This window comes from Simplicispira sp., assembly GCF_028687295.1.
In the GTDB taxonomy this organism is placed as follows: Bacteria; Pseudomonadota; Gammaproteobacteria; order Burkholderiales; family Burkholderiaceae_C; genus Simplicispira; species Simplicispira metamorpha.
The window spans coordinates 1-10,747 of sequence record NZ_JAQUAL010000111.1 but is presented as its reverse complement, the minus strand read 5'-3'; the positions used below and the strand labels follow the sequence as shown (position 1 = coordinate 10,747).

General features: G+C 65.2%; 12 protein-coding genes. 3 read left to right on the top strand and 9 right to left on the bottom strand.

What is annotated here, in order from left to right:
* On the top strand, positions 1–828 hold an 828-nt coding region (locus PHX69_RS11975), incomplete at its 5' end, for an SEL1-like repeat protein (protein ID WP_288043915.1).
* A 22-nt stretch (positions 829–850) separates the two neighbouring features.
* On the opposite strand, the gene PHX69_RS11970 is transcribed toward PHX69_RS11975, so the two are convergent.
* The 3 genes from PHX69_RS11970 to PHX69_RS11960 are packed head-to-tail and all read right to left on the bottom strand — an operon-like array spanning position 851 to position 3,291.
* Positions 851–1,678 carry a MetQ/NlpA family ABC transporter substrate-binding protein gene (locus PHX69_RS11970; protein WP_288043913.1) on the bottom strand — a complete coding sequence of 276 codons (828 nt, stop codon included), beginning with the start codon at positions 1,676–1,678 and terminating at the stop codon, positions 851–853.
* A gap of 55 nt (positions 1,679–1,733) precedes the next feature.
* Positions 1,734–2,396 carry a methionine ABC transporter permease gene (locus PHX69_RS11965; RefSeq protein WP_119014862.1) on the bottom strand — a complete coding sequence of 221 codons (663 nt, stop codon included), beginning with the start codon at positions 2,394–2,396 and terminating at the stop codon, positions 1,734–1,736.
* Positions 2,389–3,291 carry a methionine ABC transporter ATP-binding protein gene (locus tag PHX69_RS11960; RefSeq protein ID WP_119014863.1) on the bottom strand — a complete coding sequence of 301 codons (903 nt, stop codon included), beginning with the start codon at positions 3,289–3,291 and terminating at the stop codon, positions 2,389–2,391. Before PHX69_RS11960 ends, PHX69_RS11965 begins: the two co-directional genes overlap by 8 nt.
* A 412-nt stretch (positions 3,292–3,703) precedes the next feature.
* On the opposite strand from PHX69_RS11960, the gene PHX69_RS11955 reads away from it, so the two are divergent.
* Positions 3,704–4,216: a tellurite resistance TerB family protein gene (locus tag PHX69_RS11955; protein WP_288043910.1), complete on the top strand. Its 513-nt coding sequence runs from the start codon at positions 3,704–3,706 to the stop codon at positions 4,214–4,216.
* Between the two features lie 127 nt (positions 4,217–4,343).
* The gene (locus PHX69_RS11950; protein ID WP_119014865.1) at positions 4,344–4,877 is read left to right on the top strand and encodes an ImmA/IrrE family metallo-endopeptidase; all 534 of its coding nucleotides are present in this window, start codon (positions 4,344–4,346) and stop codon (positions 4,875–4,877) included.
* A gap of 34 nt (positions 4,878–4,911) precedes the next feature.
* Here the strand turns inward: PHX69_RS11950 and PHX69_RS11945 are convergent, their stop codons facing one another.
* The 6 genes from PHX69_RS11945 to PHX69_RS11920 all read right to left on the bottom strand — a co-directional run.
* Positions 4,912–5,853, bottom strand: coding sequence for a CysB family HTH-type transcriptional regulator (locus tag PHX69_RS11945; protein ID WP_288043907.1), 942 nt, complete (start codon positions 5,851–5,853; stop codon positions 4,912–4,914).
* A gap of 103 nt (positions 5,854–5,956) precedes the next feature.
* Positions 5,957–7,291, bottom strand: a complete 1,335-nt coding sequence (locus tag PHX69_RS11940; RefSeq protein WP_288043904.1) for a sulfatase family protein — start codon at positions 7,289–7,291, stop codon at positions 5,957–5,959.
* The gene (locus tag PHX69_RS11935) at positions 7,288–8,385 is read right to left on the bottom strand and encodes an ABC transporter substrate-binding protein (protein ID WP_288043902.1); all 1,098 of its coding nucleotides are present in this window, start codon (positions 8,383–8,385) and stop codon (positions 7,288–7,290) included. Before PHX69_RS11935 ends, PHX69_RS11940 begins: the two co-directional genes overlap by 4 nt.
* A gap of 90 nt (positions 8,386–8,475) precedes the next feature.
* Positions 8,476–9,309, bottom strand: a complete 834-nt coding sequence (locus PHX69_RS11930) for an ABC transporter ATP-binding protein (protein WP_119013488.1) — start codon at positions 9,307–9,309, stop codon at positions 8,476–8,478.
* Between the two features lie 20 nt (positions 9,310–9,329).
* Positions 9,330–10,124 carry an ABC transporter permease gene (locus PHX69_RS11925; protein WP_288043901.1) on the bottom strand — a complete coding sequence of 265 codons (795 nt, stop codon included), beginning with the start codon at positions 10,122–10,124 and terminating at the stop codon, positions 9,330–9,332.
* Positions 10,125–10,138: 14 nt separating this feature from the next.
* Positions 10,139–10,747, bottom strand: a 609-nt coding sequence (locus PHX69_RS11920; RefSeq protein WP_288043899.1) for an ABC transporter permease, incomplete at its 5' end; no start/stop codon positions are given.

Genomic DNA, 10,747 nt, shown 5'->3' with positions numbered 1-10,747 from the left:
CTGCATGGCCGGGCCATGCCTGCCGACGCCGCAGACGCACGCCGCTGGTTTGAGCGCGCCCAGCTGCTGGGCCACCCGCTGGCGCCTGCCGGGCTGGCCTGGTGCCTGATTGATGGCTGCGCAGCACCGCCCAACCCGGCCGCAGCACGCCCCTGGATTGCCCGGTTGCGCAGCACCGACCCAGGCCGCGCCCTCTACCTGGAATGGCTGGTGGAAACCAAACTGGCCCCGCTGCACATGGCCACCACCGGGACGCGTGACACAACCGCAGCCCCCCCGCCTTGGCGCGAACTGCTGGTGCGCGCTGCCCAGGCAGGCAACGCGCAGGCTCTCAACGAGCTGGGACTGGAGAGCGTGAGTGCCGGTCGCCTGCCAGAGGCGCTGGCACAGTTTCGCGCCGCCGCACAGCGCTCGCCCGCCGCCGCCGCCAACGCCCAGCTGCTGGCCAGCCGCCTGCAAGCGCCAACGCAGTCGCCACCGCGCAGCCAGAACGCAAATGAATGGTTCGCCCAGGCACTGCGTTATCACCGCGGCGACGGCGTACCGTCCAACTACGCAGAGGCCCTGCGGCTGTACCAGGTGGCCGCTGCCAACGGCAGCAAACCCGCGCAGCGCATGCTGGAGCGCATCTATTCGCGCCCTGCTGCCGATGGCAGCGTGGACATCGCCTGGATGCAGCAGCTGGCCAACCTGGACGTGACCCGCGAAGGCGCCGTGCTCTCGACCCTGTCAGCGCCCAGCCCGCAGCTTTTTGTGCGCGACCCCACGCCGCTCTACGACATGATCCCGCCGCCCTGGCGCGCCGTACAGGACGGCATCCGCCACTGACAAGCGCCCGCGCGAGCCGCCCTTACTGTAAGAAAGCAGGCTTGGCGTAGCCCTGGAACTTGGTGTCCACCACCGCCTTGTATTCCTTGGAGCGGTACACCTCGGCCAGGTCTTTGGCCCAGGGCGTGTCTTTGTCTGCGCGCTTGACGGCCACCACGTTCAGGTAATGGTCGGGCGTTTTCTCCAGCGCCACGGCCTCGGTCAGCTTCAGGCCCGAGGAGATGGCGAAATTGCCATTGATGATGGCGTACTCGCTGTCGCCCAGCGAGCGTGGCAGTTGTGCGGCCTCCAGCGGAATGAACTTGAGCTTGCGCGGGTTCTCGGCCAGGTCTTTTTCGGAGGCGCGCAGCGCGTCGATGCCACTCTTGAGCTTGACCAGGTTGTGCTGCTCCAGCAGCACCAGGGCACGGGCCAGGTTGCTGGGGTCGTTGGGCAGGGTTACGCGGTCGCCCTCTTTGGCCTCGGCCAGCGACTTGCGGTTTTTGGAATACACGCCCAGCGGCGCGATGGGGCCTTGCACCAGCTCCACGATGTCCAGCTTCTGGTCAGCGGCAAACTTCTTCAGGTACACCAGATGCTGGAAGAAGTTGGCGTCCAGCGAGCCCTGTGCCAGCGCCAGGTTGGGCTGCACGTAATCGTTGAACTCCACCAGCTTGACCTTGTAGCCCTTCTTTTCCAGCAACGGCACGATGCCCAGCTTGAGCTGGTCGATGTTGGAGCCAGCGGTGCCACCGATGACGAGTTGTTTCTTGGTGGCGTCCTGCGCACTGGCGCCCAAAGACAGGCCACCCAGCGACAAGGCAGCCACCGACAAAGCCAGAACAGAACGGCGAAGCAAAAAGTTTTTCATGGGTAAAGCCACAGAAGGTGTGAAAGAAACAGAAAAATAGGGTGCAGATGCGGTGTCAGCGCTTGTCCAAGCGGCGCGCTGCCGTGTTGCCGATGAACTGGATGGCCTGCACCATCACTACCAGCAGCGTCACGGTGAGCACCATCACATCGGTCTGAAAACGGTAGTAGCCGTAGCGGATGGCCAGGTCGCCAATGCCGCCGCCGCCCACCACCCCGGCAATGGCCGAGTACGACAAAAAGCTCACCGCCAGCACGGTCAGCGCCAGCACCAGGCCCGAGCGCGCCTCCAGCACCAGCACGCGCCAGACGATTTGCAGCTCCGAGGCGCCCATGGCGTGCGCCGCCTCGATCACGCCCTTGGGCACCTCGCGCAGGCACTGCTCCACCAGCCGCGCCAGGTACGGAATGGCCGCAAACGACAGCGGCACCGCAGCCGCCAGCGGGCCAATCGACGTGCCTGCAATCACCCGCGTGAACGGCACCAGCGCCACCAGCAAAATGATGAAAGGAAAAGAGCGCACGGTGTTGACGATCCAGTTGAGCACCAGAAACGCGGGCTTGTTCTCCAGCGACTGCCCCGGCCCCAGCAAAAACAGCAGCACGCCCAGCGGGCCGCCGATGAACAAGGCGGCACTCAGGCCAATGGCCAGCATCAGCAGGGTTTGGCCAATGGCCAGCCACAGCTCGGGCAGGATGGCGATGATGTTTTCAGACATAGGAAGGCTCGGGGGTAAAAAGGGGCACTGCTGGCGCGCTGGCCGGGGTGGCGCGGGCACTGGTGGGGTGGGTGCTGGCCGGGGCGCTGTGGCGCAGCGCCTCACGCGCGCGGCGCTCGACCAGCTCGTCAATCTCGCGGCCCAAAACCGTTTTGCGCGGGGCGGGCGGATCGGCCAGGGCAAACTGCTCCACCAGATGGCCGCGCTCCAGAATGGCCACCTGGCTGCACAGCGCCTCCACCACCGACAGCTCGTGCGTCACGATGACGATGGTGACGCCGATTTTTTCGTTGATGTCGCGCAGCGTTTGCAGCAGCGAGCGCGTGGTTTCGCTGTCCAGCGCCGAGGTCGGCTCATCGCACAGCAGCACCTGGGGTCGCGGCGCCAGCCCACGCGCAATGGCCACGCGCTGCTTTTGCCCGCCCGAGAGCTGCGCCGGGTAGCTGCCCGCTTTTTCGGTCAGGCCCACCAGCGCCAGGCACTCGTTGACGCGGGCGTGGATCTCGGCGCGCGAATGGTGGCCGTGGATCTTCAGCGGGAAGGCCACGTTGTCGAACACCGTGGCGTTTTGCAGCAAATTGAACTGCTGAAAAATCATGCCGATGTTCTGGCGCGCCTCGCGCAGGTCGCGCCGCGACAGGCCCGTCAACTCGCGCCCGGCCACCCACACTTGGCCCGCATCGGGGCGTTCCAGCAGGTTGATCAGGCGCAGCAGGGTGGATTTGCCCGCACCGCTTTGGCCAATCAGGCCGAACACCTCGCCCTCGGGGATGTCGAGCGACAGCGGATGCACGGCATCGAACACCGCGCCCTTGGGCAAAACAAAGGATTTGCGCACGCCCTGGAGGCGAATCACGGGCGCCTTGGCGCTGCGCTCTGGAACAGAAGAGGTCATAGCAAAAGAATCAAAAGCCTGGGCACATGCCGGTGGGCCCTGCCCATCAAGAGGAGGCGATTCTGACCACGCCCCGGCCCAAAGGGAACGACTTAATCGGATGCTTCTTATGCCCATAACGAATAAAGAAGCTGCACCAAATTTCCAAAAATGCGTTTTTCAGGCCCGCTGCGCCGCGCTGCCACACCGCACCAGGCGCGTCCATTTGCTATAAAGTTGATAGCTTCTTGCGCCCACCAAACGGGCGTTAGAGCCGTTTTTTCCTTAAAAATTAGGCCTGCGAGGCCAAAGGATTTGGGTGCTGCAACGGCCCGCGCGCACTGGCTACACTTCGCCCACACGCCAGCGTTGCGGCTTTGGGTAGAGCGCGCTGGCGGTGTGTTTTTCTACCTACTTTTCAAGGAACGATGCAATGGGCTTGTTTGATATGTTCAAGAGCGACTCGGGCGACAAAATGACGCCCCACCTGGCATTTGCCACCAGCCTGATCTACATGATGTCGGCTGATGGCGAGATCGACCACGAAGAGATCGGCCACCTGCTGTCCGTGCTGGGCGGCCAAGACCAGGGCAACGGCACCGTGGGCGTGGGCGCCCAGAACCAGGCTTTGCTGGACAACGCCGTCAAGTACCGCCGCAAGAACCCCATCGACACCTTCCTGCAAGAAGCCGCACCGCTGCTCAGCGATGCACAAAAAATGTGCATTCTGGTCAACCTGATTGACTCGTCGCTGGTGGACGGCCAGCCCGAACCCGAAGAGCAAGCGCTGTTTGGCAAATTCCTGCAAGCCTTTGGCGTGTCGGAAGCGCGTTTCCGCCCGTTCTTTGAAGTGATCGTCCTGAAAAACGACCGCTCGGTGTTCACCAACCAGAACCACCCCAAGAACGACGCCAGCTACCAGGTCAAGATCAGCCTGCCCTCGTAAGCGCACCCGCACCGCCTGCGCCCGTGTGGGCGCGGCCCGCTGCCATCACGCCCTGCTCTTGCCCGCCCCTGCGGCGCCAGTGCAGGGCGTTTGCATGGGGGGCCTGCAAGTCGCCTGATAATGGCCCATGGCCCTGTTTGCAGAAGGCATCCTGAACCTTTACTGGGACCAATCGGTACCCGTCAATCTGGCGCGAATCGCCAAAAAAATGGGCATCGCCATCGTCCTGAGCGACACCCTGGCAGAGTGCGCCCGCCTGGACATCAGCCCCCACAACCTGGCCCGCATCACCATCGGCACGCGCCACCCCGTCATCCACCAGCGCTACGCCGTGGCCCAGGCCCTGGGGCACCGCGCGCTGCACCACCTGCGCCCGGGCACGCACCGGCTGATTGCGGTGCAAGACAACTTTGCCGTGGACCACACCCAGCGCAACGACAGCGAGGCCAACGAGTTCGCCCTGGGCCTGCTCGTTCCCGCCCCCGTGCTGCGCTACAGCGTGCAAGCCATAGGCCCGCGTCCCCAGCCCGAGGTGCAGCTGCAAGAGCTGGCCCATGTGTTCAACGTGCCCCCGCTGCTCATCAAACAGCGCCTGGCCGACCTGGACTTGCGCCTGCCCCAGCCGCTGGCGCTGCAAGTCAACCGCATGGCGCTGCTGTAGATCGCGCCCGGCGCGGCGCGGCCAGCGTGTGCGCCTACCGGGCGGCCGCCGCCGCGCTGGCCAGTGCCCGGTCTACCACCTCGCGCGTGAGGGTGGGCACAAAGCTCTCGATAAACCGATAGGCGTAGCCGCGCAGCCAGGCGCCCCGGCGCAGGCCCAGCCGCGTGAGGTTGACCTCGAACAAATGGCCCGCGTCCAGCAGGCGCAGGTGGCGGTCGCGCTCGGCATCCACGGCAATCGAGGCCACGATGCCCACGCCCATGCCCAGCTCCACATAGGTTTTGATGACGTCGGCATCCATGGCGCTGAGCACAATATCGGGCGAAAGGCCCGCGCGGGCAAAGGCGGCGTCGATGTGCGCGCGGCCCGTGTAGCCCAGCTCGTAGGTGATGATGGGGTAGCGCGCCAGCTGCTCCAGCGTGGGCGGCGCGGCGCCCTCCAGCAGCGGGTGGCCCGGCGGCACGACGATGCTGTGCGTCCAGCGGTAGCACGGCAGCGTGACCAGCGCGTCGTAGCCCGCCAGCGCCTCGGTGGCCACACCGATGTCGGCCTCGCCCGAGAGCAGCATCTCGGCCACCTGGCGGGGCGAGCCCTGGTGCAGGTGCAGGCCCACTTTGGGAAACAGCACCCGAAAATCCCGCACCACCTGCGGCAGCGCGTAGCGCGCCTGCGAGTGCGTGGCGGCAATCGACAGGCGCCCTTCCTCGCTGGCACAAAAATCGCTGCCCGCGCGCTTGAGGTTGTCGGCCTCCAGCAGCAGGCGCTCCACGATGGGCAGCAGCGTCTGGCCCGGCGGCGTCATGCCCGTCAGGCGCTTGCCCGCGCGCACAAAAATGTCCACGCCCAGTTCTTCTTCGAGTTCACGGATTTGGCGGCTCACGCCGGACTGCGAGGTGTGCAGCATGGCCGCCACCTCGGTCAGGTTGAAGCCCCGGCGGGCAGCTTCGCGCACGGAGCGCAGTTGCTGAAAGTTCATGGCGGTGCAAACCCCCGGCACACCGGGGCTCAATTACTCTTTTTTTGATAGCTGCTAGCGCCCACTGTACGGGCGCTGGAGGCACTTTTTTCCAACAATGGGCTTACATGCCGCGCGTGGCCAAATCCGGCGCATAGCGGTCGGCCTGGATGTCGGGCGAGAGGCCATGCGTGATGACCTCGTCGGTGATGGGCAAGAACTGCGCATTCCAATCCGCCCAGGCCTGGCGCAGGCGCGCAAACACCGCTGGCTGCTGGTGGCGCAGGTTGGCGCGCTCCAGGGTGTCGGTTTCCACGTCGAACAAAAATTCGTTGTCGTTGATCTTCAGGTACTTCCAGCGCCCGTCGCGGGCGGCGCGCTGGCGCTGGGCTTTGTAGCGCCAGAACAGCGTGCGCTCGTGTACCGGCGCCTGGCCTTCGAGCACGGGCAGGATGTTCTCGCCGTCAGACGGGTAGCGTGCGTCGGGCGCCACACCGGCTGCGGCCAGCAGCGTTGGCAGCCAGTCCATGGTGATGGTGACTTGCTCACTGACCTGGGGCTTCAGGCGCGCGGGCCAGCGCAGCAGCGTGGGCACGCGGATGCCACCTTCGAGCAACTCGGTTTTTTGCCCGGTAAAGGGCCAGGTTTTGGCAAAGCGCTCGCCGCCGTTGTCGCTGCTGAACACCACGATGGTGTTGTCGCTCAGGCCCTGCGCTTGCAGCGTCTGCAAGACCTGGCCCACGGCCGCGTCGAGTGAACGCACCATCTTGGCGTAGGTGTGCAGATTGCCGCCGTCGTAGTGAAAAATGTCGGTGAGGTTGCGTGAGACTTCTTCGTCTTCCGGCCCCACCCAGGGCCAGTGCGGCGCCGTGAAGTGCAGCGACAGCAAGAAGGGTTTGGCCGCGCTTTGCTGGCGTATCCAGTGCGATGCCTCATCGGCCAGCAGCTGGGTGTAGTAGCCCACGCGCTCCACCGGCACCTCGCCTTCATACAGGTCGCGCGCCACGGCCTCGCCCACGCGGGGCTTGTGCGTGAAGTAATCGATCGCGCCGCCGTAGTTGCCGAAAAAATGCTGGTAGCCGCTTTTCAGCGGGCCGAACGTGGGCAGATTGCCCAGGTGCCATTTGCCGATCAGTGCCGTCTCGTAGCCGGCACCCTGCAACAGCGAGGGCAGCGTGGGGTGCTCGGGCGGCAGGCCGTATTTGTGCGCGGTGCGCACCAGGGGCTCTTCCAGCCCGCCGCGCAGGCGGTACTGGTAGCGCCCCGTAATCAAGGCAAAGCGCGTGGCCGAGCACACCGCCGAGTTGGCATAGGCCTGCGTAAAGCGCACGCCCTGGGCGGCCAAGGCATCGAGGTGCGGCGTCTGGAAGTCGGTCTGGCCGTACACACTCAGGTCGGCCCAGCCCAGGTCATCGGCCAGGATAAAAATGATGTTGGGGGCGGTGGTGGTGCTGCTCATGCCTTGCCTTTCAGCTTGCCGCTGGCATCGGTTTCTGGCCACTGGTTGTCCAGCTTCAGTGTTTTGACGGCCTGCTGCACCAAACCGGGCTCAAACCAGGTGGGCACATCAAAACCCTGGCGCAGCAAACCGTGCTTGAGGCCATCGTTGAGCACGCCCTGGTAACTGGCAATCAAGCCCTCGTCCAGCAGCGGCGAGAACCGGCTGGCCAGACGTTCGCCCGCCAGCTCTTCGCGGAAAGCCACCTCGGGGCTGCCACTGCGGTCGGCAAACAGCTGGATCAGCGCCTCGCGGTTGCCTTCCTGCGATGCCCAGTGCGCGGCCCGCACCATCTGCGACACCAAGCGCTGTGCCAGCTGGGGTTGGCCGGACAAGAAATCCTGCGTGGCCAACAGGCCCGACTGGATGGTGTAGGCAGGCCCCAGCCCTTTGGTGCTCAGCGCAATGCCCACGCCCTTGGGCTGGAGCAAGAACAGATCGGGGCCGCCAAAGGTGGCATCAATCTGCCCGGCCACCAGGGCGGCCTTGGAGCTGGGCCAGTCCATGTTGATGAGCTTGACGTCTTTTTCGGTCAGGCCCGCGCTGGCCAGCAGGTTGTCAAACGGGCGCTGGTAGGCCGTGCCTTTGAGCACCGTGACGCGCTTGCCCTTGAGGTCGGCCACCGTTTTCACGGACACGCCCGGCGCCGTGGCCAGGTAGCTGTTGCTGCCGCGCCCTGAGGCCGCAATCAGGCGTGTGGGCAGGCCGCGCGCACGGCCAATCACCGAGGCCAGATCGGCCAACGCCACCACATCCAACTGCTTGGCCGACAGCGCCTCGTGCACCGCCGGGCCAGCGCCCCGGAAGAAACTCCATTCCACCTTGATGCCATCTGGGGCAAATTCTTCTTCCAGCCAGCGGTTGGCGTGCAGCACCGCCGTCACGCTGCCGCCCGGAAAGGGCTTGCCCGCCGTGCCCAGGTCGGGCGAGCCAATGCGGATGACCTTGGCGGGCGTTTGCGCGCGCAGCACCGGCGCGGCCGCCAACGCGGCACCGGCCAGCAGCACAGAGCGGCGTTGCACCCCGGGCACAAACGAAAAAATGGGCTTGTTCATGGTTCAGTACACCAATTGAAATCAACAAATACTATTTTTTTGATAGCTGCTAGCGCTCACTGCGCGGGCGCTAGATGCCGTTTTGATGCTTTAAATCGCAAACTGCCATTGCGTGGCCGGGGCCAGCTCGGCATCGCGCTTGAGCGGTGGCTCGGCCAGCTCGGCGGCGGGGTGGCCGGCAAACTCTTTCAGCACATCGTCTTTGACGGCGGTGAAGGCGTATGAGGTGCGCTCACGCGGGTGCGCCAGCCCCACGGGCACGGTGCGGCGGATGCGGCCCGGGCGCGGCTCCATCACCACCACCTTGTCGCCCAGGTACACGGCCTCTTCCACGTCGTGCGTAACCAAAATCATGGTGATGTTTTCCTGCCGCCAGATGCGCAGCAGCTCTTGCTGCAAGTGGGCGCGGGTCATGGCGTCCAGGGCGCCGAAGGGCTCGTCCAGCAACAAAATGTCGGGCCGGTTGACCAGCGCCCGCGCAATGGCCACGCGCTGCGACATGCCGCCCGAGAGCTGGTGCGGGTAGGCGGTTTCAAAACCGTTCAGGCCCACCAGCGCGATGTGTTCGCGCACCGTCTCGCGCCGCTGGCCCTCGGTCAGATTCGAGTTGAGCAGGCCCAGGGCCACGTTTTTCTCGACCGTGAGCCACGGAAACAGCCGATGCTCCTGGAACACGATGCCCCGGTTCAGGCTGGTGCCGGTGATGCGCTGGCCGTCGAGCAGGATGTCGCCCTGGTAGTCGCCCTCCAGGCCGATGATGAGGCGCAACAGCGTCGATTTGCCGCAGCCGCTGGAGCCGACGATGCTGACGAACTCGCCCGGCGCAATCGTCAAATCGATGTTTTGCAGCACGGGCAGCACTTCGCCCTTGACTTCGTACTGCTTGTTCAGCGCTTGGATGCGCAGGGTTCCGGCGTGTGCCATGGTGGGTTTCCTTGTATTTATCAGTAACTTGCGAGGGTGCGGTCGCGCCAGGCCAGCAGGCGCTTTTCCAGCGCGCTGAGCAGCCAGTTCAAAATGAACCCGACCAGCCCGATCACGACCACGCCAAACAGCACCAAGTCCATCCAGAAATGCTCGCGCCCGTCGATCAGGGTGTTGCCAATGCCCTTGCCCGAGGCCAGCAGGTACTCGGCGCCCAGCGTGGCCAGCCAGGTGTAGATGAGCGAGAGGTGGATGCCGGTGAAGATGGACGGCGCCGCCGCAGGCGCCACCACCCGGCGCAGCAGCTGCCAGGTGCTGAACTCGTACACCCGCGCCACCTCGATGAATTCGCGCGGCACGCTGCGGATGCCCTCAAAGGTATTCAGCACCACCGGAAAGAACGCCGCCATGGCGATGAAGGCGATCTTGGCCGCGTCGCCCAGGCCAAACCACATCGACAGCATCGGAATCCAGGCAAACAGCGAAATCTGCTTGAGGGTGTGGAAGGACGGGCCGACGAGCCGGTCAAACCAGCGCGATCCGCCCAGCAGCGCGCCAAACACCAGCCCGACGCTGGCGCCAATGGCAAAGCCCCAGGCGTTGCGCCACAGGCTGGCCGACAGCGCCACCCACAGCTCGCCACTGGCCACCTGCTGGGCGCCGCGCTGCCACACCGCCACGGGCGATACCAGCAGTGCCGAGGTGCTCCAGCCCGAGGCCACCGCCGCCCACCACAGGGCCAGCAGCGCCAGCGGCAGCACCCAGCCGCGCAGGCGCTTGGGGACAAACACTTTGTTCTGTACCAAACTCGACATATTCAGCCCCCTCCTCACAGCCCGGGCCTGCGCCAGCGCAGCAACCACGATTCCGTGCGCGCCAGCACCTTGTCCAGCGCCAGCCCGACGATGCCCACGGCCAGCACCGCTGCCAGCACCACATCGAGCTGAAACAACTGGCGGCCATACACAATCAAAAAGCCCACGCCCTCGGACGAGGCCAGCAGCTCCACCACCACCAGCGCCAGCCAGGCGTGGGTGAGGCCGTAGCGCACGCCGTTCCAGATGGGCGCCGTGGCGGCGGGGAAGACCACTTTGGTCAGCATCTGCCAGCGGGTAAAGCCATAGACCTTGGCCACCTCCACAAAGCGGTTGGGCACGCTTTGAATGCCCTGGCAGGTGTTGATGGCCACCGGCACCAGCGCGGCCTTGGCAATGAGCAAGAACTTCAGCGCCTCGTCAATGCCCACCAGCAGCATGAGCAGCGGCAGCCAGCCAATCACCGGCACCTGGCTGAACGCCTTGAACAGCGGAAACACGTAGTCCCGCACCGTGGGCGACAGGCCCATGGCCGCGCCCAGCAGCAGGCCAGCGGCCAGGCCGATGCCAAAGCCGCTGAACACGCGCACCAGGCTGATGGACAGGTGGCTCCACAGCTCGCC

Bases quoted from the DNA above. Each gene is read 5' to 3' on its own strand.
- PHX69_RS11935 (WP_288043902.1), bottom strand. From the start codon at position 8,385: ATGAACAAGCCCATTTTTTCGTTTGTGCCCGGGGTGCAACGCCGCTCT.
- PHX69_RS11940 (WP_288043904.1), bottom strand. From the start codon at position 7,291: ATGAGCAGCACCACCACCGCCCCCAACATCATTTTTATCCTGGCCGAT.
- PHX69_RS11965 (WP_119014862.1), bottom strand. From the start codon at position 2,396: ATGTCTGAAAACATCATCGCCATCCTGCCCGAGCTGTGGCTGGCCATT.
- PHX69_RS11970 (WP_288043913.1), bottom strand. From the start codon at position 1,678: ATGAAAAACTTTTTGCTTCGCCGTTCTGTTCTGGCTTTGTCGGTGGCT.
- PHX69_RS11925 (WP_288043901.1), bottom strand. From the start codon at position 10,124: ATGTCGAGTTTGGTACAGAACAAAGTGTTTGTCCCCAAGCGCCTGCGC.
- PHX69_RS11930 (WP_119013488.1), bottom strand. From the start codon at position 9,309: ATGGCACACGCCGGAACCCTGCGCATCCAAGCGCTGAACAAGCAGTAC.
- PHX69_RS11950 (WP_119014865.1), top strand. From the start codon at position 4,344: ATGGCCCTGTTTGCAGAAGGCATCCTGAACCTTTACTGGGACCAATCG.
- PHX69_RS11960 (WP_119014863.1), bottom strand. From the start codon at position 3,291: ATGACCTCTTCTGTTCCAGAGCGCAGCGCCAAGGCGCCCGTGATTCGC.
- PHX69_RS11955 (WP_288043910.1), top strand. From the start codon at position 3,704: ATGGGCTTGTTTGATATGTTCAAGAGCGACTCGGGCGACAAAATGACG.
- PHX69_RS11945 (WP_288043907.1), bottom strand. From the start codon at position 5,853: ATGAACTTTCAGCAACTGCGCTCCGTGCGCGAAGCTGCCCGCCGGGGC.